The sequence below is a fragment of the Oceanibaculum nanhaiense genome (genome assembly GCF_002148795.1).
GTDB lineage: Bacteria > Pseudomonadota > Alphaproteobacteria > Oceanibaculales > Oceanibaculaceae > Oceanibaculum > Oceanibaculum nanhaiense.
The window spans coordinates 85,623-110,013 of record NZ_MPOB01000010.1 but is presented as its reverse complement, the minus strand read 5'-3'; the positions used below and the strand labels follow the sequence as shown (position 1 = coordinate 110,013).

The window sequence follows — 24,391 nt, the reverse complement described above, 5'->3', positions numbered from 1 at the left end:
CTATCGGGGAACAGCCACCCTCCAAGAATATGATCGGTGTTCAGGGCGACCGCTCCCGCGATTACCCCATGTGGACGCCCCCTCAACCTGTCCAGCCATAAGCGCACCGCCGTGCGCCGGGCCATCGAACGGGCCGGCCTCCAAATGCACCTTTTCCAGGACTACAACTCCGACTTAAATCCAGTAGAAATAGCCTTCTCCACGCTAAAAGCATTCCCATAAAGAAGCATGCGCCGCGGCTCGTCAATGAGCTTTGGGACACTATTGCTCACGGCATCGACGCCATCTTTCTCGTCTATGTCTCCACTACCTCGCTGCTGCCGATTATGACTGGTGAGTGATCGAAAAATGCTTAGGTAAGAACGTTGCATCAAGATTCAACCGGTTCGCTCATTCAGCCGGGTCTAGTTGTTTTGGTCCCGCTAAACCTTTAGCCCCGCCCATCTGACCATGACACTCCCGGCCAGCATGCTCATGCCAATCGCGAGGAGTAGAGGACCAGCGAATTCCTCTGCAACAATGCTTGAGGTCGAGGAAACCGACAGCAGCATCAGGCTGAATTCTCCTCCGTGGGCCAGGATGATCCCAGTGCGCCATGAGCTCTGAAGCGACTCGCCGAACAGTCGGGCGACGACCAAAACGATCAGCGTCTTGCCCGCGAATATGATCGCGAGCCAGATCAGCACCACAGGCCATACAGATGGAATGATCCAAAGTGGCAATTGCGTTCCGATGCCGACAAAGAAAATCCCGACAAACAAATCGCGGAAGGGCCGAATCTCGTTCTCGACAGCATGGCGCGCGTCACCCTCGCCGATAATCATGCCGGCCGCGAATGCAGCGAGTGCCGGAGAAAGACCGGCGGAGGCCGCGACAATCGCAGACCCGAGCGCAATGGTGAGCGCGAGGAGCTGGGCAAGTTCCGGATCGCCACGCGACGCTACCCAACGGGCAAGCACCTGCAACGGGCCACGGGCAATGAACAGAGCTGCAACCAATGCCATTGCACTGGCGACGACCGTTATCACGCCATGTCCCTCGGCGGCTCCACTCATCGAATCGTGCAGAAGCAGGAATGCGACAGCTGCCAAGTCTTGAAACAGAAGCACTGCAATGGCCAGACGCCCTTGGGCCGATCCCAGAGCGTTCGCGCTTGCGAGCACCTTGAGGCACATGGCCGTGGATGACATGGCAACGGCCCCGCCGATGAGGATTGCGGGGAGGGGCGCGAGATCGAAGATCAGACTCGCTACCAACGACACCGTTATCGTCGTGACTGCAACCTGCACGGCTCCAAGACCGAAGACATGCTTCCTGAGCGTTACGATCTTCTCGAACGAGAATTCCAGGCCAAGAGCGAACAGCAGGAGTACCACTCCGATCTCGCCAATGCTGCTCAGGGCAGCGCTCTCCGCAATCAGGCCGAGGCCGGCAGGTCCGATGACTATGCCGGCAAGAATGTAACCGACGATACTGGGCACGCCGATCCGTGAACATATCGTCACGAGCACGAACGCGGCAAAGACCAACAAGGCCGCACTTTCGACAAATCCGGTCACGCCATGCATGTTCTTCTCCTGATGGCATGGCGCAGGTAAGGCCAATACCTGTAAACTCTAGACGTGCGAGCGCGCCCACTGCGCTATCTGCGCGGCAGGCATTGCTCCGCTCGTTCTCGCAATTTCCTTCCCGCTACTGAACAGGATCATGGTGGGAATGCCGCGGATCCCGTGGCGGCCGGCGATCTTCTGTTCGGCTTCCGTATCGAGCTTGCCGAGGCGGAAATTTGGTTCGAGCGACTGCGCCGCCGCCTCGAATTGGGGCGCCATCATCTTGCATGGCCCGCACCACTCGGCCCAGAAATCGACGAGCAAGGGCAGTTCGGCATTCGCATGACGGTCAAAATTAGCCGCTGTAAGCGTGACGGGCCTGCCTTGAAAGAGAGGCGCGCCGCAGCGTCCGCAATTGGGATTGTCGGTCAGGCGCTCTTGCGGCACCCTGTTGGTGGAATTGCACTGCGGGCAAGCGACCGTGGGCATCCTGTATCCTTTCGTTGACGAGCCGGTCTTGGCGGCCGGCTGATGCAAGCATTCAGCGCGTGGACATGGCGCGGCGCGCTTCTCGCTGCCGCGGCTCGGGCAGGTATTCCACGCCACCGCCCTGGCGACGAACCGGCTGCGGATAGAGCGTCATCAGCTCCAGTATTTCCTTGGACATGTCCGTTCCAACGGGCAGGCCCATGTCGCGGGCCTCATCGGCAGAGATGGGATAGTCGTGGGTCCAGGTGCCCGTCGCCAGCTTCGCCGCCACGGACGCTGCGCGGTTCTCGTCCATCTTGTCGGACAGCAGACGTTTCGCGAATGCCTCGATCTGCGCAATGGCCTTGCGACCGACATCGGCCATGATCAGGGTCTGGTCGTCGATCTCGGCGATGGGTTTCTCCTCGACGACCTTGATGAGCGAGGCAGCAGGCAACTGGCCAAGTTGCGGATCGACGGGTCCCAGCACGGAGTGTTCGCACATCACGATCTCGTCGGCAGCGAGTGCGATCAGCGTGCCACCGGACATCGCGTAATGTGGCACGAACACTGTGACCTTGCCCTTGTGTCCCTGAATGGCGCGGGCAATCTGTGTTGCCGCCAGCACAAGGCCGCCCGGTGTGTGCAGCACGATGTCGAGCGGCACTTCGTCGTCGGTCATCTGGATCGCGCGCAGCACTTCCTCCGAGTCATTGACGTCGATGTAGCGCATCAGGGGGAAACCCAGCAGGTTCATGGTCTCCTGCCGATGAATCAGCAGAATGACGCGACTGCCGCGCTTCTTCTCGATGTTGGCGATCTTGCGAGTGCGCATCGCCTCAAGATATCTGCGCTGCAGAACCGGCTGCAGCGCCGAAATGATGAAGAACAGCCAGAACAGCTGCATTATGTCCATGGACCTTGTCCTCCTTCCCGTCGGCCATCCGGCAGAAAGCCATAGATGCCCTCGTCGCGATAATAGTGGCGATAGGCATCGGCGCGCCTTCGCAGGAGTGGCGTTACAAGCCAACCGGCGAGAAACCCGCCGATATGCGCCCACCAGGCGATCCCGCCCGTGGCCTGATCGCTGCCGAGCGACAGAAAGCCGGGAATGACCTGCATGAAAAACCAGATCATCGCGAAAATGACCGCGCGCACTTCGAAGAAGAGGGGAATGAACAGAATCGGCACGATCACCACCAGCCGAGCCGCCGGAAACATGCGTGCGTAGCAACCGATCACGCCCGCGATCGCCCCCGATGCGCCAAGCGCGGGAACGACTGAGTCGGGGTTCGCCAGCGCGTGAGCCAGTCCGGCTGCCACACCACAGAACAGATAGAACAGCGTGAATCGACCCGGTCCGAGCCGATCTTCGACGGCGGGGCCGAAGATCCAGAGCGTCCACATGTTCAATATGAGGTGCAGCCAGCCCCCGTGCAGGAAGATGTTGGTCAGGAAAGGAGTCCAGTCCGACGGGGCGACGAGGCTCAGTTGCCCGAAGAAGCGCGAGGGCACCAGCGCGAACTCGAAAAGGAACCGATCCAGCGCGTGCGGCGGCAGGCTGGTCTGATAGAGGAACGCGAGGACGCTCATGCCGATGACCGTCCATACGATGACGGGCGGGTAGCGGCGCGCGACGCTGTCAAGATAGGGAAACAAGCGGCAGATCCTCGCTCGCGCTAGACATTCCGTTCATTGTTCTTTCCCGGCTATCGTCACGCCCGTCCAGGCCGGGGGATCGGAGGCCGGGAAGGATTCGAGCGAGGCTTCGAGCACCGGATCGAATTCGGCCTGTTCTTGCGACGACAGGTCCACCGTGCCTTTCTCCTCGACCGCGCGCCGGAGGCGGTGATCCGTGCGACCGTGATCCACGCGGGACGGTATACGATAGGCTTCCGGCGCATCGGCTCCCTTGTAGAGCCGATGCCATTCCTCTCCCCGCCAGTGGTGCGGCGCACGTCGGTGAGTCGTGTCCTCGCGCACGAGGTAGCGCCAGTCCTGCCGCTCCGCGAATGCCACAGCGCTTTCGCGGTCGGGAAACTTCAGCCGGATCGGACGATAGGGATCGTCGCTGGAGGTATATCCCATCAGCGGCTCGATGTGGGGCGGGCGCGACGGCTCGAATTCCAGTATCCAGTAGTTAGGCCGCGGCGCCGATGTCATCGCGGAACGTGCCGGCCGGTAAATGATCGCGGTCGGAACGTCCCACGACCTCATGTTGGTCCCGGGTATCTTCGGCGGAAAGGGCGGGCGGTTATGGCCGCGCATCATGATCTTCCTCCTTCTTAATCGTAGCGACCTCCGCTTCAAAATTGAGATCGTCAAGTTGTTCCATTCGGCTCGAATTTCGGCGAATGGCGCACGCTGTATCCATTGACGTTGGAGGCATGTTGTGAAGGACATCAGACCGCATCGCCATCGTTAGATCGGCGACGGATTGCATCACCTTCTTGCCGTCACTCTCTGACAGCGCGCCGTCCGCGAAACCGGACAACAATGCTTCGAGAACGACCTCAAAACGAGTCACAACCTCTTTGCTGGCCACTATGGCCAGCTTGTGATTGAGAATCTTCAGGTCATCGATCAGTGCGGCATCATGACCTACGTTTTCGACAATTTCCGCCACCTTTTCTATGCAGGACATGTATACGCCGAACTGCTGCTGAAGGATTATCACTCTTCCTTCTTTTTGAAGCTCGAGCTCTGTCTGACGATTGAGGAGAGCCGCCGTCAGCGCGATCGTGACGACGGCGCCCAGAAAGACCAGCGTCATCTCTTGGGCGAACGGCAGAGGCTCTTCCACGAAATACATGGCGCGGAACATGAAATAGACGCCGATTCCCAAGGCGGCGGCGACAACCAGATAGGCAACGTCGCGCAGTCTGTAGTTCATTGGCGATCGTCCTCGTCGAAACCGTTCTTCAGCCGAATATCGGGCGTCTGGAAGCTATGTTTTTGGCTCGCCTGCCGCAGGAAGACCGGTGTCGGACCGCTGCCGAACGGGTTGAAGCCAGCCTTGAGACAACGATCGAAGATCGCCTCGTCCCACCGGGTGAAATCGTCCTCGTCATCAACGGGCCGCCGGGTCTTCCTCGAGTGCGTCATGTGCCAGCGGGCTGGTCGGCGTCACGAGCCTTGGCGCGGTCCGTCTGATTTTCGCGGCGTAGCCGCAAGCCGAGCAGGATCATCATTGTTCCGAAGAAAGTGGCGTAGAAACCGAGAAGCCAGCCAAGGGCAAGGAAGGTTTCGAGCGGGCGCGTCAGCAGCATCCAGGTCACGACGACACCCAGGGCGACCGAGATTAGGCCGCTCAGGATGAGCCAGATTTCGCCCTTGATTTCCTTGCGCAGGCGGATGGCCGATACGACCTCCATGACGCCTGAGAATACGGACCAGAAGGCAATGCTGACCCACAGGAAGATCGCAAGAACGAGCGTCGCGACGAAGGGCGAGACCACGACCACGACACCAGTGGCGCAGCCCAGAATGCCGCTGAACAGCAGCCAGCCCCAGCGTTCGCCCTTGCGGATATTGCGTATCGCCGCGACCATCCCGAACAACCCGTCGGCGAAAGAGAAGGCGCCAAACACCAGGGTCAGGGCAAGCAGCGACTCCGCCGGCATGATAAAGGCGAGCACTGCGATAACCAGCGCGAGCACGCCGCGCAGCACGAAGGCCCACCAGTTCCGGGACAGGGTGCACATCACGGTCTGCATCGTGATCGAAGATGTTTCAGAGGTTGTCGTCATCGGTCTATCTCCTTGTCAGGTATCGAGTCAGGTGCCGGAGCTGGCACCCTCGCCGGCCAGCGCGGCGGCCAGGCGGCGGCGGTCGTCGATCGGCTGGGGCAGGCGCGTTGCATGGGCGATTTCCCGTTCGACGCGCGCGAGCTCCGTCGCCTCGGAGATCAGCCCGGCTTCGACTAGCTTCGCGCGCAGTGTCTCGCCCGCCTTCTCTGCGATTTCTTTGACCTCTGCCTCGGAAAGGCCCAAGAGGTCCGCCGTCTCCGCAACCGTGGCGTCGTCTAGGTGGAGCCGATAGAGAACGCGGCGTTCGGCCGGCGAAAGATCGGCGATTGCCCGGTGCAGCGCCATGCCGATCTCATGCCGATTCGCTTCGGTCTCAGGATCCGTGCCGTCGTCGTCGGCGATGAGCTCCTCGAGCAGCAGCACGTCGTCGGGCTGGTAGAACTCGAACATCTCCTCATCCGACTCAGTAGGCTCCCCGGCCAGCACCTCGGGCGCCACGTCGATCGGGGCGGCATCCTCGGGCACCGCGCGGCGCGCGGCCTGCGCCTCGGCCTCGATGGTCTCGAAGGCCAGTTGCGTCAGCCAGTCCCGGACGGAGAATTCGGTCGGCCGCCGCTCGAAGCGATCGAGCCCATTGAGGATCGTCGCATCGACGATATCGCGAACGGCAAGATAGCCCTGTGGTACCGATCCGCTGCATTCGAGATAGGTCAACTCACGCCTGACGGTGTCGTAGACCGTATCGAGATGATCCTCGATCAGGTCGAAGAAGAGTTGGCGCCGCTCCGCCTCCGCCGCATCCCGCGCGGGCGGCAGGGGGGCGCCGATCCGGCGCCGGCGGGCGGGACGCTTGTACTCCGGCTCGTGCTTGAGGCGCGCCACATGCCGATCGACTTGGCGGCGCAAGTCGGCAAAGGCCTTGCGCAGGACCGGCTCGATCTCGAACCCCTCTTCCTGCGCCGCGATCACGCCCGATGGCAGTTGCAAGCGCAAGCTGACTTTGATGCGCGTCTTGCCCCTCGTCTGGGAGGCGACGACTTCGAGCCGGACGAGATTCTCGCGGAAGCGTACAAGATGCGGTTCAAGTTGCCGCACCTCTTCCTCGATGACCTCAGGCGCGCGCTGTTGGCCGTGCCGGTCAAGATTGCGAAATGCTCTGATGACTTCCATGCCGTGTGACCTTGCTTGTCGCTTTTTGACGAGATGAGCCGGCGCGACCGTCATCGCGCCGGCCAGTCCTCCACGACGTCACCCGGTAGACTTATCGTCCTTGGACTGCTCCCTATCCTTGGTGTCGACCGGGACATCGGGTGTCGGAGCGTCCGCCTTGTTTTCGGCAGCTTCGCTGGACTCGTCGATCCCGGCCTCGGCCTGATCGTCCGGGCTATTGTCACCGGTGTCCTTTGCGATCTTTTCGAACACGACCTTCTGTTCGTTCGCTGACCAAGCGACGCGGACCTTGTCACCATCCTCGATCCGCCCGGAGAGCATTTCGCGGGCCAACTCGGTCTCCAACTCCGACCGGATCAGCCGGCGCAGCTCGCGGGCGCCGAATTCGGGACGGAAGCCGACCGCGCCGAAGTGATCCACGACGCTCACGTCGAATTCGAGTTCGACCCCCTGCCCCAGTGCAGTCCGCTTCACCCGGTTCAGCTGCAACTCGACGATCTGGCGGATCTCGGTCTGGTTCAGCGAATGGAAAACGATGATCTCGTCGATCCGGTTGATGAACTCTGGCCGGAAATGACCGCGCAGCACGTCCATCAGTTCGGACTTCTGCTTTGCCTCGTCGAACTCCTTGGTGCCGCGCTTCTTGAGGTTGCGCTGGATGATGTCCGAACCGAGGTTCGAGGTGGCGATGATGATGGTGTTGGTGAAGTCCACCACGCGGCCCTTGCCATCTGTCAGGCGGCCATCGTCGAACACCTGAAGTAGGATGTTGTATACATCCGGATGCGCCTTCTCGATTTCGTCGAGGAGCACGACCGAGTAGGGCCGACGCCGCACCTTCTCCGTCAGTTGCCCGCCTTCGTCGTATCCGACGTAGCCCGGAGGCGCGCCAACCAGCCGGGCAACCGAGTGGCGCTCGCCATACTCCGACATGTCGATGCGGATCATCGCATCCTGGTCGCCGAAGATCACCTCGGCGAGCGTCTTGGCCAGTTCCGTCTTGCCAACCCCGGTCGGCCCGAGGAACAGGAATGTCGCCGTCGGGCCGCGTCCTTCGCGCAGGCCCGCGCGCGCCAGGCGCACCGCATCGGCCACGGCGCGGATGGCCTCTTCCTGGCCGATGACGCGCTCGTGCAGCTTCTCCTCGAGCTTGAGGAGCTTGTCCTTCTCCTCGGTGGTCAGCTCGGTGACCGGAACGCCGGTGATCTTGGAGACGATCTGCGCGACATGATCGGCGCGCACCTCGGCGGTCGCCGAAGCCTGGTCGCGCTTCCAAATCTCCAGAAGCTCGTCCAGCTCCTTCTGCTTCTGTTCGAGTTCCCTCTTCAATTCCGCTGCCCGGTCGAATTGCTTGCGGGCTGCGGCATAGTCCTGCTCGCGCTTGATCTGCGCGACCTCGGCCTCTAGCTCCTGGACGTCCACGGGGCGCGCTGTGGCGCTGATCTTCACCCGTGCGGCGGCCTGATCGATCAGGTCGATCGCCTTGTCAGGCATGAAGCGGCCAGTGATGTAGCGGTCCGAAAGCTCGGCCGCCGCGACGATGGCCTCGTCGGTGATCGTCACCTTGTGGTGCGCCTCCAGCGTGTCGCGCAGGCCGCGCAGGATCATGATGACCTGAGCGACCGTGGGTTCCTCGACATAGACCGGCTGGAAGCGGCGTTCGAGCGCTGCGTCCTTCTCGATGTATTTCTGGTATTCGTTGAGCGTCGTCGCGCCGATCAGGTTCAACTCGCCCCGCGCTAGCGCCGGCTTGAAGGTGTTGGCGATGTCGAGACCGCCCTCGCCGCCGCCCTGGCCGGCGCCGACGATGGTGTGGATCTCGTCTATGAACAGGATCAGGCTGTCCTTCTCCTCGGTGATCTCCTTGAGGATCTTCTGCACCCGCTCCTCGAACTCACCGCGGTACTTGGACCCGGCAACCATCGAGTTGATGTTGAGCTCGACAAGGCGCTTGTCGCGCAGCGCTTCGGGCACTTCCCCCGCGACGATGCGTTGTGCGAGTCCTTCGACGATGGCGGTCTTGCCCACACCCGGCTCGCCGATCAGCACCGGATTGTTCTTTTTCCGCCGGGCCAGAACTTCGATCGTCGTCTCGATCTCGCGGGCGCGGCCGATGACGGGATCGAGCTTGCCCTCGCGGGCGAGCTTCGTCAGGTCACGGCTGAACTGGTCGAGATCGGGCGTGCTGGAAGGCGCCTCCACGCGGCCCTCCTCGGCACCCTTGCCCACGACCTTGGTCACCTGCTGGCGCAGCGCCTGCGGCGTCAATCCGTATTTGCGCAGGATCGACGCGGCCAGGCCTTCACCTTCCTCGGCAAGGCCGATCAGCAGGTGCTCGGGACCGACATAGGAATGGCCGAGTTCGTTCGAGGCGATGAAGGCCCGGTTCAACGCGTCCTTCAGGCGAGGACTGACGCCGATTTCGCCCTCCGTCCTGGCCTCTCCACGCTTCGCTTCCTTCTCGACCTGGCGCCGCAGGTCGTCCACATCGACCTTGAACTGTTCCAGGATCGTTTTGACGACGTCGGACGAGGTCAGTGCCAGAAGCAGATGTTCGGTATCGACCTCGCTGCGCCCGAATTCTCCAGCCTTCTGTGCGGCATCCTGCAACAGTTTGTTGCCCTGTTCGCTCAGCCGATCGGCGATGGTGCGTCCGCCGCCGCGCCGCGATCCGCGGCGCGGCGCTTCCTCCCCGAAGGTGGCATCCACGACGTCGTCCTCACCCGCGCCCGTGGCGCCCAGTGCGCCACCCCGCAGCGGGCTGTCGCTGAACAGGCTGCCGAACCCGCTATCGCCGAAGAATTCGTCAAAAAGGGAATGTCGTCCGAACAGGGACTCCAGCGGCGATGCGCTGCGGCCCGACCGGCGCACCATTTCGCGGTAGTGCTGATCGCACAGCTCCATGTTCTGAACTTTGCCGTTCACCGAGGCGCGCACGCGCGCCGTCGCCGGGCGACCGCAAATATCGCAAGCTCCGTTTGCCATTCGTCTTCTCCGTTTCTCTATCCAGTCAGGGTTGTCCGCCGATCATCTGCGCCACTGACAGCGTCACGCAGCGACGGCTTCCGTTCTTTTCACCTTGGACCCAATTGCCACCAGATCGGACTCGTCCAGTGTCTCTCGTTGCAGGAGATCCTGCGCCGATTGCTCAAGAAGATCCCGATTGGTTTCAAGAAGGGTGAGGGTGCGCTTGAAAACGCCATCCACGATGTCGCGCACCTTCGCGTCCATCCGCTCGGCAGTGGCGTCGCTGTAGCGGCGGTTCAGCCACGACGACTGGTCACCGGTGCCGAGAAAGCCGGGCCGATCGGTGTCGTAGCTGACATGCCCGAGGTCTTCGTCCATCCCGTACCGCGCGACCATGGCGCGGGCGATATCGGTGGCCTTGACCAGATCGTCCGCCGCCCCGGTCGAGAGGTGGTCGTAGACGATCTTCTCGGCCGCGCGCCCGCCCAGCAGCACGGCGATCTTGTTCTCCAGCTCCTCGCGGGTCATCAGGAAGCGGTCCTCGGTCGGCCGCTGGATGGTGTAGCCGAGCGCGCCGATGCCGCGCGGTATGATCGAGACCTTGTGCACCGGATCCACCCCCGGCAGAGCCATCGCGACCAGCGCGTGCCCCATCTCGTGGTGCGCCACGACCTCGCGTTCGCGCGGATTGAGCACCCGGTTCTTCTTTTCCAACCCTGCGATGATGCGCTCGACGGCATTGTTGAAGTCGTCCATCGTCACCGCATCAGCCTTGCGGCGCGTGGCGAGCAATGCTGCCTCGTTGACGAGATTGGCAAGATCCGCGCCGGAAAAGCCGGGAGTAAGAGCTGCGACCTTCTCGGCATCGACGTCTGGGGCGAGCGTCACTTTCTTCATGTGCACGTTCAAGATCTGCACACGCCCCGTCTTGTCGGGCCGGTCCACCAGCACCTGACGGTCGAAGCGTCCCGCACGCAGCAGCGCGGGGTCGAGAATCTCGGGTCGGTTGGTGGCGGCCAGGAGCACGATGCCCACCGAAGGGTCGAAGCCGTCGAGCTCGGTCAGAAGCTGGTTCAGCGTCTGCTCACGCTCATCATGGCCACCGGCGATCTGGCCGGAGGAGCGCGCCCTCCCAAGAGCGTCGAGTTCGTCGATGAAGATGATCGCCGGGGCCGATTTCCGGGCCTGCTCGAAGAGGTCGCGCACCCGTGCGGCACCGACGCCCACGAACATCTCGACGAACTCTGATCCCGAGATCGAAAAGAAGGTCACGCCGGCCTCGCCTGCCACCGCGCGCGCCAGAAGCGTCTTGCCGGTGCCCGGCGGCCCGACGAGCAATATGCCTTTGGGGATATGTGCGCCCAGCTTTCCGTATTCGGCGGGGTTCCTGAGGAACTCCACGACCTCCTCCAGCTCGGCCTTGGCCTCGTCCACACCGGCCACGTCGGCGAAGCTGACGCCGGTTTCTTTTTCCATGTAAACCTTGGCCTTGCTGCGGCCGACCTGCATGAACCCGCCGAAACCCTGTTTGTCGGCGAACTTACGGAACAGCAGCATCCAGATTCCGAAGAAGACAAGCGCTGGCGCCACCCAGGAAATCAGCGTGCCGAGAAAAGTGTTTTGCGGAACGCCAGTGATCTCGATACCTGACCGGTCTATCCGTTCCAGGATTGCGGGATTCACTACGGTCGTCACGAACTGCTTCTTGCCGTCGACCGGTTCGGCGAAGGCACCTGTGATAGTGTCTGACCCGACCGCGACAGAGGAAATTTTCCCGTCAGCGAGATACTTCTCGAACTGGCTGTAGCTGATCGGCGCGACGGATTGCCAGCCGGCGATCAGGTTCTGGATGAAAAGCACGGCTATGAAAGCCACCACCCAGTACCAGATGTTGTATTCGGTCTTCTTTTCCATGCCCCTTGTCCCTTTCATTAGCGCCCGATCCGCGCCCTGATCCGCTCGAGCAGCGCCAGCAGGACGCGCCTTTCGTCCGCCGACAGATCCTGCAGGATTTCATCTTCGAGCGCCGATTGCCGCGGCGCGAGTTCCTTCAGCATCGCCCGGGCCTTCGACGTTGCCGTGACGATCTGCGCCCGCCTGTCGTCGAGCGAGGGCGACCGCTCGACCCAGCCGCCCCTGACCATGCGATCGACGAGCTGGCCGGCTGTGGCCGGGCCGACCTCCAGCCGGTCGGCCAGATCGCCGATGGTCAGCCCAGGCTCATCCTCGACATGCGCCGCCGCCATCCAGGACAGGCGGGTCAGGCCGCTGCCGCGAATTTCTTGGTCGATCCGCTGCTGGATGAGCTGCGCGACCCGGTGGATCGTCGTCCCGATCAGCGCGATGTCCGAAGAGATCATGGGTATCCTTCCTCCGATTGCATGGGACACAGGAGAGACCGCACTCCATCCAAAACGCAATGCATCCATTATATATGCTTGCATAATAAATGGGAACCGCCTATCTTGATGGGCGGTCTCCGAACCGACATCTGGCCGGCACCGTTGCCCGCTCGGACCATGCCGCCGGTTCGGGGGCATCGATCAGCAGCAGGAGGCCAGCAATGCTCTATCCGACATATCTGCGCCGCAGCGATCCCTTCGCGCTGATGCGCTCCATGATGCGCGATCTCGACCGCGGTTTCTGGCCGCCGTCCCGCGCGGCGTTCCCGGCGGTGAATATCTGGCAAGGCCCTGAGGCCGTTGCCATCGCCGCTGAACTTCCCGGCATCGAACCGGGCGACATTGAGATTTCGGTTAAGGACAACGTCCTGACGCTTTCGGGCGAACGCAAGGCGCCCGAGGTTCCCGACGGTGCGCGCTGGCACCGCAACGAACGCGGTTTCGGCAGGTTTTCCCGCACTATCCGCCTGCCGTTCGCGGCCTCGGATGACAAGGTCGAGGCGAGGATGACGAACGGCGTATTGCGGATCGTCATCTCCCGGCCCGAGGAAGAAAAGCCGAAGAAAATCGAGATCAAGGCAGCCTGAGAGGAGCTGGAACGATGAGCACCGACATCACGCAAGCCGCCGAAAAGACGCCGACCGACTCGCCCGAGACCACCGGCGGCGGACGCATCTACCGCCCGTTGACCGATATCGTCGAGACCGATCAGGGTGTCTCCATGATGCTTGAAATGCCTGGGGTCGCCGCCGATGCGGTCGAGATCACGCTCGAAAATCGTGTGTTGACGATCCGCGGCAAAGTTGACCCGGTGCGGCCGGAAAACCTCGAACTTGCCTATGCCGAATATGGCGAGGGCGATTTCGAGCGTGCCTTCACGCTTTCCGAGGACTTCGACCCCAACAGGATCGAAGCCGAGATGCGTGGAGGTGTCCTCACCTTGACGCTCCCCCGAGCCCCTGAAGCGCAGCCGAAAAAGATCGCCGTCAAGGGCGCCTGAAAACCGAAGGAGACCATATCATGCAGATCAAAGACCTCATTCCCTGGGCGCGCAAGGACGGCGCGCCAGATGCCAAGAGCAGCGAAGACAACCCGATCGCGACACTCCAGCGCGAAATGAACCATGTGTTCGAGAACTTCTGGAACCGTGTCGGTCATTTCGAATGGCCCTTTGGCAGCGGCGAAGCGAAATCCGACGTGGTCGAGACCGACAAGGCGATCGAAGTATCGATCGAGCTGCCGGGCATGGAGATGAAGGACATCGAGGTGACGGTCAACGATGACATGTTGACTGTGAAGGGGGAGAAGAAGATCGAGCGCCAGGAGGAGAAAAAGGGGTATTACCTGTCCGAGCGCAGCTACGGCGCGATCTACCGGACAATTCCGCTCCCTCCCGGTGTGGATGGCGAAAAGGCGCAGGCATCCTTCAAGAACGGGGTTCTGACGATCAAGCTGCCCCAAACTCCCGAGGCGCAGGCGAAGGTCAAGCGCATCGAGGTCAAGAACGGCTGATTTGCCACATTGGGTGTCGCCGGTTTGCGGCGTCCCCTCCGCTCCGTGCGATATCGCACCGTCTGGAGAAGCCCCGGGGAGCTTGTCTCTCCGGGGCGGCCTTCGAGAGGCAATCATGAAAGACTTGCAACGATCCGGGCTGACCCGTGAACAATGGTCGGCGATGACGCTCTACGAGAAGTTCGAGCAAGTTGTCATCTTCGTCCTCAGCGTCATCATTGCGGCGATCGTCGTGGCGTCGGTCTGGGCGCTGATGCGCGAAGTCGTGAACCGCCTGGTTCTGGGGGCATTCGACACTCTCGATTACGCCACCTTTCAGGTGGTGTTCGGCATGATCTTCACCGTGGTGATCGCGCTCGAGTTCAAGCGCTCCCTTCTTGTTGCGACCGAACGCAGCTTCGGGATCCTCCAGGTCCGCACGATCGTGCTGATCGCGCTCCTCGCCATCGCGCGCAAATTCATCATCCTGGACCTCGGCGAGACGGAATCATCCAAGATTGCCGCACTCGCGGGCGCGGCGCTTGCGCTCGGGGTTGTCCATTGGCTCGTGCGCGATCAGGACCGACGCGAACAGCCCCCTACTGAAAATGCAGATGGCGGTCAATGAACCGAACCTTTTTCATTCGACTTGTTTCAGCAACCTCTGCCGCGCTCCTTATCATAATTGTGTGGCAGAGCTTTCCTATCATTCAGGGCGTTGTGCTCGGTCGGTTTGCCGAACCGCGCGCCGTGGCTCCGCGCGGCGACCTGGCGGCGTTTGAACAAAGCACCATCACGGTATTCAACGCCGCTCGAGACAGTGTCGTCTTCATCACGACGGCCGAGCGTGTAGTCGATCCCTGGACCCGGAATGCCTATGACGTTCCGCGCGGGAACGGTTCAGGATTCGTCTGGGACGAACTCGGTCATGTGGTGACGAACAATCATGTTATCGCCGGCGCGAGCCGGGCAGTCGTCAGGCTGGCTGATGGCCGTGCCTTCTCCGCGCGCCTGGTGGGGCGTGCCCCCGAGCACGATCTGGCAGTCCTGCATATCGGCGTAGGTTCTGACCGGCCACCGCCAATCCCCATCGGCACCAGCAACGAGTTGCGTGTCGGTCAGAGCGTGTTCGCCATCGGCAATCCGTTTGGCTTGGACTGGACGATGACGACCGGAATTGTCTCGGCTCTCGGCCGCGAATTGCCGGGAGAAGGCAGTCTCCCGATACGTGGCCTGATCCAGACGGACGCAGCAATTAACCCCGGAAATTCCGGTGGCCCTCTGATTGACAGCGCGGGGCGTCTGATCGGCGTCAACACGGCGATTTTCAGTCCATCCGGCGGCAGCGCGGGAATCGGCTTTGCGGTGCCCGTCGATACGGTCAATCGGGTGGTGCCACAGCTCATCGCTCGCGGCAGCTATGCACCGCCACGTCTCGGCGTTTTATTCGATCCTAGGGTCGATTCAATGCTCGCGCAGAAGGGCACCTCCGGCGTCATGGTCCTCGGAGTCGATCCTGACGGCCCCGCTGCCCGCGCGGGACTGGTCCCCGCCCGCATTAGCGGCGATGGGTTCATTGTAGCCGGCGACCGGATAATCGGCCTTGGAGCGACTAGAGTTGATGAAGCGGCTGACCTGATCGCGGCGCTCGAAGCGCATCGCCCCGGGGATCAGGTTGAATTGCACCTCCGGCGCGGCGATCAACACAAGAGCCTCAGGATCACACTTGGCGAACCGCGATAGGAGCCGGAAATGCCTGCTGTCTCGACGAGGCATCGATTTATCAATCTCGTCCAATCCGCGCTCTTGCTTGGCCTTATGGCGATGATCGCCTGGGTGTCCATGACAGCGGTCGTCGGCGCGGAGGTCGGGCTGCTGCTTGCCTTCGGAATGGTTGCGGGTCTGATTTTTGCCCCCAATCTGCCGCAAGACTTCTTGCTGTCCGCATATCAGGCGGAGCGCATAACGGGACGTGATGCGCCCGGCCTTGTCGCAGGAATAGCGGAACTTGCGCGACGTGCCGATTTGCCGCGCGCGCCGAAGCTCTATCGCGTATCGAGCCCGTTGCCGAACGCCTTCGCGATGGGCAGTCCGGAAGACAGTACAATCTGCGTCACCGATGGACTGCTTCAACTCCTCGACGGTCGCGAACTCGTCGGCGTCCTGGCTCACGAAGTTGGCCACATCGCGAACCGCGACCTGTGGATCATGGGATTGGCAGATATGATGTCACGGTTGGTTTCCATCGCGAGTTGGCTTGGACAATTCCTGCTGCTCCTCAACCTACCTCTTATTTTCGCGGGCGCGGTCTATGTTCCGTGGCATATCGTGGCGCTTCTCATCTTCGCGCCCACCTTGATGGCGCTCGTGCAGCTCGGCCTGTCGCGCACCCGCGAGTATGACGCAGATCGCGCGGCGGCAGAGCTGACTGGCGACCCGGAGGGTCTCATGAGAGCGCTGAGCAAACTCGAACGTCGTGTCGGAAGGTTCTGGGAAGAAATTTTTCTTCCCGGCCGGCGCATTCCCGAGCCGTCTCTCTTGCGAACGCATCCAAGCACAGAAAGTCGGATCGCCAGGCTGCGTGAACTCACCGCCTTGGCAACACCGCAGTATCCGACAATTGCGGGCATGTCTTATAAACCACGGCTACCCTCGTTCTTGCCGCCCAAATTCCGTCGATATGGATTTTATTGGTAGAACGCGCTTGGCATTTTACCACCAAAGTTTGCTCCTGACGAGATTGCGGTATCTTTCAAGCGCGAAACCAGCCAGAAGTTTCAATCGAATTTTGGCTCGCCTGAAAACTTCTTGCGGCAGGTCTTGGTGTTTGATCCCGGGCTTTGATGGTGCATTGTTTTCCCAGGAATGGAAGGATGCACTATGGGACAGTTTCTTCACGGCAGCGCCACGACGACAGAGGCGGTTCGTCGAGCAATACAGAATAGTCAAGCGAGCCTGAAAACGCTGGCCAAGCGCTACGGGATTAACCAGAAGATGGCCGCCAAGTGGAAGAACCGTGATACGGTCAGCGACCGCCGGACGGGACCGGCAGAACCACGTTCGACGGTCCTGTCGGTGGAAGAGGAAGCGGTGATTGTCGCCTTCCGACGCCACACGATGCTGCCACTGGATGATTGCCTCAATGCGCTGCAGCCGACCATCCCGGATTTGACGCGTTCCTCGTAATGGTCTTCCGAGCAACGTTCGTTTACAAAATTTCTTCCTTTGGAAACTTTTCGGCACCGTAGGGATGAACCCCAGATACACGAGCCTCCTAATTTCATGACCGTAGCCTGCGGTATGGAAGGAAGTTTGCATGAGGAACAATCTCAAAACCCTAGCGCTCTTGTCGACAACAGTTTTGGTGTCGACGGTCTCCCCTTCGCTATCGAAAGCTCTCAACTCTCATTCACTTGATAGGGAGCGGCCGATCGTACGATCGATTGCCGATGCTGACGCGGCGCTTCACGATCGGCAGGTCTTCGCGCAAGTCGAACACGGTCCGTCTGCGAAAAAAGCGTTAATCGACTTCCTCGAGCCTCCCGTTTTCCGCCCTCGCTCGGCTAGCCCACGACCGGAAGATGATACGCGGCCACCCACAGCAAATGATCATCCGCCAGGTGGCGGTACGCAGCCGGTACCGTTGATTGCGACACTGGCGGCCGATCAAGCGATCGAACGAGGTGAAAAGGCCCAAGCTCTGAAGACCGCCGTCGAGGGATTGCGGTCGGCGATACCCCCCGACCAATTCGAAAAGCTGGCCAAAGCTGAGCATGCGGTGGGGATACTTCCTCCTCCGCGTCGTCCAAAGCAAGATCGGTCGATCCCGCATTGGGCCGATCGTGAGCTTCCTGCGTCTGTCCGGGAACACTAGCCGCTCGTCCACTGTCCCCCAACGGTGGACAAGCGACGCCGTTGACACGGCACACTTTTCGTTACCGCTCTCTATCCGCACCACCACCGCGGCGGGCCTTCTTGGAGGTTATGACCTCGCTCGGCCCGGGGACGTCGCGCTTCAGGGCGACGCAGTGCTTGCCGGGATGCTTGCGTTTGCAAGTGCACTTGCTGCGATTGCCGGGCTGATGGCTTGGCTCTAGCGCGCCAGCTTTACTCATTTCGTGATCTATCGGTTGATTCTGGCGGGGTTGCTCTGGACATTTCTGGCGAAACGCATGCTTTGCAGCGCTTAGCGGAAGGTCGCGCCGTCGTTTGATCAACACCGCGATTGTCAATTGAAGCCCCCTGCCGACGGGTCTTTCCCCACGAATGACTACGTTATGTTCGGCCCACCCCTCTGCCTTCCAATTGTCCAGGAGATGCCGTCGTCGCGCATGATGCCGGAGACCTGCTTGCCGACATGGCGTTCGAGGATGGGGCGCCATGGGACGAGGGTGAATTCGCGGCTGTTCTCGACGAGCGCATATTTGCCGCTGGCGAGTTGGACGGAACGGCGGAGCGTCCCCTCCACCGGCTCGCCGGGGCGGGCTTCGACATAGGCAAGGCCCAACTCCTCGGAGAGCTGACCGGCCACGCGAGTGAGCTCGCGCCGGCGCAAAACGGCAAGCATGTTGGCACGATAGACGATCCGATTCTGTTCCTCGTGAGCGAGGCCCTCGGCGATCAGCCATTGCCGGCGGCGGGCCTGGGCCTCGCGCACCTCCCGGCCGAAACCGGAGTCGCGGGTGGGCTCCGGATGATCCGAGACGAGCTCGCGGTCGAGCCAGGTGGCGCCGTCGGTGCCCACCTGCCGGTCGAGCGTGAGATGGGAAAGCTTCTCGACGATGACCGGCGCTGCGCGAGCCATGCTCCGCTCGTATTCCACCACCCGGTCGAGATGGTCGGGCTCGACGATCCAGGTCCCGTCGGGCTCACGGGCAACGCCACCGGTGGCGCGGCGGATGGCTTCGAGCCGCCGCACATGGGTCTCGGCGTAATCCTCTGTGGCGCGGGGATCGTGCTTGAGGTGCAGGTCGATGGTGTAGCGCCCGTCGTTGGCAGCGGCGACCTCAGCGACGGTTCGATCCACGCGCCGAGGCTCGATGTTCTTCGGCGTCACACGGACGATATTGCCGTCCGGTGTCGGCTCGGTCGCCTCGCCCCTGCCGATGTCGACGTAATGGGTCCGCCCATCTACCCCGTCGACGATCAGATAATGGCGATCTTTGAGTTCGTCGGATAGCCCGCGCGCCACCACGCGCCCGATGACGGGGCTCGCGGTCGGGTCTCCTAGGTCGAGGATGACGTAATCGCCGGGGCTGCGGGCGATGTTTTGCCCGGCCGTTTCGCGGTGCATGGTCTTGATGATGTCGCCGCGCTCGCCCATGCGGCGGAGCGTATCCTCCAGCCCCACTTCCAGCCGCCACTGGCCGGGGCGAAGTTCCTCGGCCAAGCCGAGCCGCTTCAGCTTCTGCAGCCGGCCCACGCGCAGGCTCTGCTGGAAGGCGTCGCGGTCAGTCGCGGCGACGAGACCAGCATCGTCCATGTCACGGATGAGGCGGCGATCGATGCTGGTCAGGCGCTCCTGCTCGATCTCGCGGCGCAGCCGGTTCTCGATCTCGAAATCCGAGCGCGGCCCGAAATCCAGGCTGACGATCTCCGCGGCGCGCTCGCGCATGCCGGTGGTGATGTAATCGCGGGCGATGATGAGGTCCTTGCCGCGCTCGTCGCGGCCACGCACCAGGATATGCGTGTGCGGATGGCCGGTGTTGTAATGATCGACCGCCACCCAATCGAGCTTGGTACCGAGATCTTCCTCCATGCGGTTCATCAGGCGGCGGGTGAGCGGCTTGAGGTCGTCGTATTCCGCGCCGTCCTCGGCCGAGACGATGAAGCGGAACTGATGGCGGTCGCCCTCGGAACGCTCCAGGAAGGCTTTTCCGTCCGCCCGGTCCTGCTCGGCGCCGTAAAGCTCACCCGGCTCGCCCTCGCGGGTCACGCCGTCGCGCTGGATATAGCGCAGATGCGCTCGCGCGCTTTCCATTCCCTTGGCCATCCCCTTGCCGGCCAGCTTGGCGATGCGGGATTTGATGATGACGCGGCGCTGGCGGAAGGCTGCGTAACGGTCTCGGTTCGCCAGCACGCGCCCGACGCCTGCGCCGCGCCCGATGCGGCTGCCGGTGAAGCGGGACTTGCGTGTGCCGCCCGCTCCGCCGCGCGCGAGGTTTGATGCAGCCAAAACCTGATGCAGGAATTTGCGGCCGCCCTTCGAGCCGCGCGAGCGGATCTTGCCGAGCTTGGGTTTGAAATCGTCGTCGTCGAACACGGTCCGCTCCTCATCAATCCCCATAAAATGGTAGCGAAACTGGCCTCTGGAAATTGGTGCCAAACGACCCCAGGAAAACCGGGGAGTTGCGACCCCCATGGCACCACCCCGGAGGTGCATAGCACCATCCGCCCACGGGAACATCGATGTGCAGACAAAGGCTTACGATGCGCGACACCGCAGATGGTGCCGGAGCTTCATCTTGCCTTACGCGGCTCCCCTCAGCCTCTTTACGACCATCCGCGATCATCTGCGATCACATCGACTGGTGGCGAGAAAGCCCGACGGCGGCGAAGCCGCGCCGCCGGGCGAAGGAAGGAGCGAGGAGCGCATGGGGAAGCGGACTCTGGCGCTGTATTTCTCGCCTCATTTTTCATCCGACTTTCGCGTCGAAAGCGGTACGAAAAGCTCACCATTCGGGACGGAATTTTCGTCATTTGCGGCCTCGTTTTTCGTCGGCGAGAGCGAGAAAAAGAGCCGATGACCGGAGGCGATTTGATCGGGACTCCGCGTGCCGGTCGGCGGGGTAGTCGTTGCGTGCAGAGCGAATCCGCCCGCGTCCGCGAGCATCTCTACGATGCGCGCGACATAGTCGCGGGTCTCGGCGGGAAGCGGTTTTCCGGTCCGCAGATGGTCCGCGTAGCGGCCCGGTCCGGCGTTGTAGGCGGCGAAGAGCGCCGGATAGCCGAACCGGTGCTGCATGGCCTTGAGATAGGCGGTTCCGGCGAGGATATTCGTGCGCGGATCGAAGGGATCGGCGCCGAGATCATGCTGATCGCGCAACTCCGCCCATGTGTCCGGCATGAGCTGCATCAGGCCCATGGCGCCCTTGGGTGAGACGGCCTTCGGGTCGCCGCTGCTCTCGGCCATGATGACCACCTCGATCCATCTGACGGGAATGCCGAAACGCTGCGACGCTTCGACAATGTGCCCCTGAAACTGGTCGACAGCGGCGGCCTCGGCGGGCGTGACGATAACAGCCGCCGCGAAGATAAGGGGGCTCAGTCGATCCATAGCGCGGCGAGCCTCCCGATCACGCGGGCGCTCGTCTCCGGCCCGAAATAGCGGCTGTCGAAGGAGTCCGGGGCTTTCGTCAGGAGGAAGAATTCGCCCTGGACAAGTTCCCGGCATTCATTCCAGCGCGGCAGGGAACGTCCTGCCCGATCCACCTTGCGCTGGCGGGCAACGATTTCGCCATTGACGATGATGGCCCCGTCGAAGGCGCAAACATCATCGCCGGCGACGGCGGCAATGCGCTTGATGAGCGGCACGCCGGCGGGCAGATAGCCGCGAATAGCGGCCAGCTTTTCAATGGACTTCGGGAGGCGGACGAGGACGAAGTCGCCGCGTTCTGGCGCGCCGGCGATGACGCGATAAAGACCGATCGGCGCGCTGGCGGAAGCGTTCCAGACAACGTGTGGCTGGGGATGCGCGATGGCGGAGAAGCCTACGAGCGCGATGCCCGCAAGCGTGGCGGCGAGAGGAAGAAAAGCGGGCCTTTTCATCCGCGTTCTCCCTCATCAGATGTGGAGGAATGCCGCCGTCCTTCCGACCAGGAATCGAGGTCGGCGATGTGGTAGCGGACAAAGCGGCCATGCTTGCGGAAGCGCGGGCCGTTGCCTGTCAGGCGCATCTTTTCAAGGGTGCGGAAGGAGAGGCCGAGATAGAATGCGGCCTCCCGCGTGGAGAGGAACGGCGAGCCTTTGCGGGCTTCGGCCGCTCTCGATGTGTGATCGATCATCCTTTGCCTCCTTTCGGCGAAGTTCGACGCGAATGGGCGAAGGATGTCGGCGGGGAGCGCGCTTGCTCAGGATCGGAAAACGGGGGGTGCCGAAAACGATCCCCCTTCGGCAATGAGGAACAGGAAAGCGGCGTCCGGCTCGAAAACGCCGCGAAAAGCGGGGCTCAACGCCCCGCTCTCTCGGCCGTCACAAGCGCCTTGAGCGCTGCTTCCATTTCCGCGATCTGCCGCTTGGCCTCGATGCGCTCGCGCTGCGGCAGGCCGTTGCGCAGCTCCATATTGACGAGCCAGATGCTCTCGCGCAGCTCGTCCTCAGCGTAGAAATGGCCGCGATACTCAACGCGGATGTCGTGGGTGAAATTGATCTGGATGGACATGGGAACCTCCTTGATTGAGCCGTTCTCCCGTCGAGAACGGGGTCCCCGGTCATCCGGATAGAGCCTGTCAAGGACGGCGAAGCCGCCGCGAAGCGGGCGCGGGAGGAGCCAAAATGCGGAGTGGAGCGCCAGCGGAACGGAGTATTTTGGAGGGTGCCCGCGATCCTTTACAGGCTCGTTACGCCGGATGGCAGAATGGGAAGATCGAGACGGAAAGCCCGTCGGCGCGACCAGCGCCGACACCGCTTGGATTGCGGCGGTCGGGCGCGGCGGAATGCACGAAGATAGGCCCCGCCGGATGTGCTCCGGCGGGGCCTTCGGGAGTGGGCGGGATCAGCGCTCGCGCGGCTCCCACAGGGCGAGGTGCGAGGTGCTGTCCTCCATCGGCGTCTCCAGCTTGACGAGGCGGGCGCGCACCCAGTTGGGGCCGAATTCCGGCGCGGCGATCTTGAGGTTCAGGTAGGTCTCACCGCTCGACTTGGCGACCTGGCTCCAACCGGCGCCGACCTCGTAGCGCTGGCCGTTACCGGCATAGACGCGATAGTCGGGGGCGTTTTCGGACATCTTGTCCACGGGGACGATGACGAGGTTGGCGGTGACGTTGAGGGTCTTGAGGGTCCCGGTGAAGCTGCCGTCGTTCTGCTTGGTGAACGTGCCGAGGGTGATGGCCATGGTGATGATCCTTTCGCTGTTCGTCGCAGGGACCATCCCTGCGATGGCTCCAGCGGAAAGACCGCATAGGCGGGCCGGTTCACCCGCAGCGTAAGCGGAGGGCCGGAACGAAGTGGAGGACCCGCCGGGAGGGAAAATTTGGAGCGAAGCGGACGCGAGGAATGCCGGGAAAAGTTGACGGCTTCGCCGTCACCCGAAGGGGCGCAGCGTCAGCGGAGCACTTTTCGCGGCAGGGGAAATTTGCCCGGACGGCGGGTTGAACGGACCGGCGCGGGATTTACGCGATGAGAGACATGCAGGGATGGTGACTGCCTCGATGAACAGTTGGCGAAGGAGCGCCATGGCCTTTCCCGCCACCGAGTTCACCGCATCGGACAACGGCTTGGCCGGGGTTACAACGACACGAAAACCGCCAACTCTTCAGACTTCGACCGCGTTCCGGGCATGTCCAAAGCTCCCCGCTCCGCGCCGTTGACGGCATCGCTGCGCCGATGAAACTGGCGCGGCTGCGCCACCGTAGCCGCAGGCAGCGAGACCCATCCGACCGCCTGCGTGCCGCGCACATTTCGGCCTCATACGCACGCCCATCGCAGCCGGAGATACAGGAAGGATGGCATTCCAACCTGCACTCGGGAGCCATGGCCAACGCCGCATTCTCCCCTCCAGGCCTCGTCACCATCGCGTCCGGCGGGCCGCGTCTTGGCCTGTCGTTGGACCGCCACCCGCCCGCGGAGCGGGCGTTCGCGCCAGGGATCGAAGCCGAAGGCCGAAACGCCGAAGGCGGTTCGGTTCACGAGAGCCCGGCGCGCGGGGCTTGTCCCCGCGCGGGCGCCACATCTTCCGGCACCCTTCTCACCCTATTACGGTTGCCGCGACAAAGGTTTCTCTGATGCCCTCGGCTGGTTTGATGTGCCGCAAATTTCACAAACGATGGTAGATTCCATCTTGGGTTATTGTAGATCCGTCGAACAATTGGGGATTTGGGCGTGAGCAAATCGGGTGACATCACGAAGAAGGGAAAGATAGCGGCGAAATCGCTGGCCCATCGATTAACCGGGTTCTCGCTGCCATTTTTTGGCGTTCAGTGGACGCCTCCCGCTGACGAACGAGAGATTATCCGGGGGTTGCTGACCGCGCTGGAAGACCGGCGCGTTCTCTTCGTCCCATACCATCTCGAAGTCGTCTCACAAGTGACCGCTTCGGTGCTGCAGATGCGCGAACTGCTGACACAGACATTGCAGGCACTGCCTGAGACCGCTCGTGCCGCCGGGTCCGTCCGGGCTATGCGAGCCGCCTGTCGAAAGTTCCTCGAGGAGCCGCATCCGGATTTCCGCAACCTGCCGCCCTGGTATGGCCGAGGGCGTTTCGGCGACGAAGAAGGCAGCCCGCCATTTTTCGTCGCTCTTGGTGAACTGCGGGCGACATTTGGCACTCATGTCGCCGCGCTTGCCTATCAATATGGCATCGATATCGAGGGCGAACTCGCATCGATCCTACCTTCGGCAGACGATGCATCATGAAGGTGCTGCGACAGACGCGGAG

The 24,391-nt window shown here is 62.2% G+C and carries 26 protein-coding genes and 1 pseudogene; 9 read left to right on the top strand and 18 right to left on the bottom strand.

Features of this window, described 5'->3' with window-relative positions:
* Positions 1-422 precede the first annotated feature (422 nt).
* From BKM74_RS15845 to BKM74_RS15790, 12 genes are all read right to left on the bottom strand, one after another.
* The gene (locus tag BKM74_RS15845; RefSeq protein ID WP_086466674.1) at positions 423-1,568 is read right to left on the bottom strand and encodes a cation:proton antiporter domain-containing protein; all 1,146 of its coding nucleotides are present in this window, start codon (positions 1,566-1,568) and stop codon (positions 423-425) included.
* 48 nt (positions 1,569-1,616) lie between these two features.
* Entirely contained in the window at positions 1,617-2,039 is a 423-nt protein-coding gene (gene trxC / locus BKM74_RS15840) for a thioredoxin TrxC (RefSeq protein WP_041375351.1), read from the bottom strand.
* A gap of 52 nt (positions 2,040-2,091) precedes the next feature.
* Positions 2,092-2,934, bottom strand: a complete 843-nt coding sequence (locus tag BKM74_RS15835; RefSeq protein WP_086466673.1) for an SDH family Clp fold serine proteinase — start codon at positions 2,932-2,934, stop codon at positions 2,092-2,094.
* Positions 2,925-3,677, bottom strand: coding sequence for a rhomboid family intramembrane serine protease (locus tag BKM74_RS15830; protein ID WP_086466672.1), 753 nt, complete (start codon positions 3,675-3,677; stop codon positions 2,925-2,927). Before BKM74_RS15830 ends, BKM74_RS15835 begins: the two co-directional genes overlap by 10 nt.
* A 33-nt stretch (positions 3,678-3,710) precedes the next feature.
* The gene (locus BKM74_RS15825) at positions 3,711-4,289 is read right to left on the bottom strand and encodes an NADH dehydrogenase ubiquinone Fe-S protein 4 (protein WP_086466671.1); all 579 of its coding nucleotides are present in this window, start codon (positions 4,287-4,289) and stop codon (positions 3,711-3,713) included.
* A complete protein-coding gene (locus BKM74_RS15820; RefSeq protein WP_086466670.1) occupies positions 4,273-4,911 on the bottom strand; it encodes a hypothetical protein in 639 nt (212 codons plus the stop codon). The genes BKM74_RS15825 and BKM74_RS15820 overlap by 17 nt, the downstream gene beginning before the upstream one ends.
* Positions 4,908-5,123 (bottom strand): hypothetical protein, encoded by a 216-nt coding sequence (locus tag BKM74_RS15815; protein WP_086466669.1) that lies wholly within the window; start codon positions 5,121-5,123, stop codon positions 4,908-4,910. The genes BKM74_RS15820 and BKM74_RS15815 overlap by 4 nt, the downstream gene beginning before the upstream one ends.
* Positions 5,120-5,767: an HdeD family acid-resistance protein gene (locus BKM74_RS15810; RefSeq protein WP_140056108.1), complete on the bottom strand. Its 648-nt coding sequence runs from the start codon at positions 5,765-5,767 to the stop codon at positions 5,120-5,122. The genes BKM74_RS15815 and BKM74_RS15810 overlap by 4 nt, the downstream gene beginning before the upstream one ends.
* A gap of 27 nt (positions 5,768-5,794) precedes the next feature.
* A complete protein-coding gene (locus BKM74_RS15805) occupies positions 5,795-6,991 on the bottom strand; it encodes a sigma-70 family RNA polymerase sigma factor (RefSeq protein WP_217895509.1) in 1,197 nt (398 codons plus the stop codon).
* 24 nt (positions 6,992-7,015) lie between these two features.
* On the bottom strand, positions 7,016-9,922 hold the full coding sequence (locus BKM74_RS15800; protein ID WP_086466666.1) for an ATP-dependent Clp protease ATP-binding subunit: 2,907 nt from the start codon (positions 9,920-9,922) through the stop codon (positions 7,016-7,018).
* 63 nt (positions 9,923-9,985) lie between these two features.
* Positions 9,986-11,818: an ATP-dependent zinc metalloprotease FtsH gene (ftsH, locus tag BKM74_RS15795; RefSeq protein ID WP_086466665.1), complete on the bottom strand. Its 1,833-nt coding sequence runs from the start codon at positions 11,816-11,818 to the stop codon at positions 9,986-9,988.
* A gap of 17 nt (positions 11,819-11,835) precedes the next feature.
* Entirely contained in the window at positions 11,836-12,264 is a 429-nt protein-coding gene (locus BKM74_RS15790) for a MarR family winged helix-turn-helix transcriptional regulator (protein WP_086466664.1), read from the bottom strand.
* Positions 12,265-12,353: 89 nt separating this feature from the next.
* On the opposite strand from BKM74_RS15790, the gene BKM74_RS15785 reads away from it, so the two are divergent.
* The 8 genes and pseudogenes from BKM74_RS15785 to BKM74_RS18590 all read left to right on the top strand — a co-directional run bounded on the left by BKM74_RS15785 (position 12,354) and on the right by BKM74_RS18590 (position 17,671).
* Positions 12,354-12,893 (top strand): Hsp20/alpha crystallin family protein, encoded by a 540-nt coding sequence (locus tag BKM74_RS15785; RefSeq protein ID WP_245825964.1) that lies wholly within the window; start codon positions 12,354-12,356, stop codon positions 12,891-12,893.
* A 14-nt stretch (positions 12,894-12,907) separates the two neighbouring features.
* The gene (locus BKM74_RS15780; protein WP_028713488.1) at positions 12,908-13,306 is read left to right on the top strand and encodes an Hsp20/alpha crystallin family protein; all 399 of its coding nucleotides are present in this window, start codon (positions 12,908-12,910) and stop codon (positions 13,304-13,306) included.
* Between the two features lie 20 nt (positions 13,307-13,326).
* Positions 13,327-13,818: an Hsp20/alpha crystallin family protein gene (locus BKM74_RS15775; protein ID WP_086466662.1), complete on the top strand. Its 492-nt coding sequence runs from the start codon at positions 13,327-13,329 to the stop codon at positions 13,816-13,818.
* Between the two features lie 115 nt (positions 13,819-13,933).
* The gene (locus BKM74_RS15770; protein ID WP_086466661.1) at positions 13,934-14,425 is read left to right on the top strand and encodes a phosphate-starvation-inducible PsiE family protein; all 492 of its coding nucleotides are present in this window, start codon (positions 13,934-13,936) and stop codon (positions 14,423-14,425) included.
* Positions 14,422-15,540, top strand: a complete 1,119-nt coding sequence (locus BKM74_RS15765) for a S1C family serine protease (RefSeq protein WP_086466660.1) — start codon at positions 14,422-14,424, stop codon at positions 15,538-15,540. Before BKM74_RS15770 ends, BKM74_RS15765 begins: the two co-directional genes overlap by 4 nt.
* A 9-nt stretch (positions 15,541-15,549) precedes the next feature.
* A complete protein-coding gene (locus BKM74_RS15760; protein WP_086466659.1) occupies positions 15,550-16,494 on the top strand; it encodes a zinc metalloprotease HtpX in 945 nt (314 codons plus the stop codon).
* Positions 16,495-16,677: 183 nt separating this feature from the next.
* A pseudogene (locus BKM74_RS15755) lies at positions 16,678-16,980 on the top strand (IS481 family transposase); the annotation flags it as partial.
* A gap of 133 nt (positions 16,981-17,113) precedes the next feature.
* Positions 17,114-17,671 (top strand): hypothetical protein, encoded by a 558-nt coding sequence (locus BKM74_RS18590; RefSeq protein WP_140056107.1) that lies wholly within the window; start codon positions 17,114-17,116, stop codon positions 17,669-17,671.
* Positions 17,672-18,067: 396 nt separating this feature from the next.
* On the opposite strand, the gene rlxS is transcribed toward BKM74_RS18590, so the two are convergent.
* From rlxS to BKM74_RS15715, 6 genes are all read right to left on the bottom strand, one after another.
* Positions 18,068-20,059 (bottom strand): relaxase/mobilization nuclease RlxS, encoded by a 1,992-nt coding sequence (gene rlxS / locus BKM74_RS15740; protein ID WP_217895508.1) that lies wholly within the window; start codon positions 20,057-20,059, stop codon positions 18,068-18,070.
* A 366-nt stretch (positions 20,060-20,425) separates the two neighbouring features.
* Entirely contained in the window at positions 20,426-21,073 is a 648-nt protein-coding gene (locus BKM74_RS15735; RefSeq protein WP_086466655.1) for a lytic transglycosylase domain-containing protein, read from the bottom strand.
* Positions 21,061-21,564: a S26 family signal peptidase gene (locus tag BKM74_RS15730; protein WP_086466654.1), complete on the bottom strand. Its 504-nt coding sequence runs from the start codon at positions 21,562-21,564 to the stop codon at positions 21,061-21,063. The genes BKM74_RS15735 and BKM74_RS15730 overlap by 13 nt, the downstream gene beginning before the upstream one ends.
* Positions 21,561-21,800, bottom strand: coding sequence for a helix-turn-helix transcriptional regulator (locus BKM74_RS15725; protein WP_086466653.1), 240 nt, complete (start codon positions 21,798-21,800; stop codon positions 21,561-21,563). The genes BKM74_RS15730 and BKM74_RS15725 overlap by 4 nt, the downstream gene beginning before the upstream one ends.
* 164 nt (positions 21,801-21,964) lie before the next feature.
* Positions 21,965-22,177, bottom strand: coding sequence for a hypothetical protein (locus BKM74_RS15720; protein WP_086466652.1), 213 nt, complete (start codon positions 22,175-22,177; stop codon positions 21,965-21,967).
* A gap of 333 nt (positions 22,178-22,510) precedes the next feature.
* Entirely contained in the window at positions 22,511-22,849 is a 339-nt protein-coding gene (locus BKM74_RS15715; RefSeq protein WP_086466684.1) for a DUF736 domain-containing protein, read from the bottom strand.
* 986 nt (positions 22,850-23,835) lie between these two features.
* Between BKM74_RS15715 and BKM74_RS15710 the strand changes: the two genes are divergently transcribed.
* Positions 23,836-24,369 carry a DUF6650 family protein gene (locus BKM74_RS15710; protein ID WP_140056106.1) on the top strand — a complete coding sequence of 178 codons (534 nt, stop codon included), beginning with the start codon at positions 23,836-23,838 and terminating at the stop codon, positions 24,367-24,369.
* The last annotated feature ends 22 nt before the right edge of the window (positions 24,370-24,391 follow it).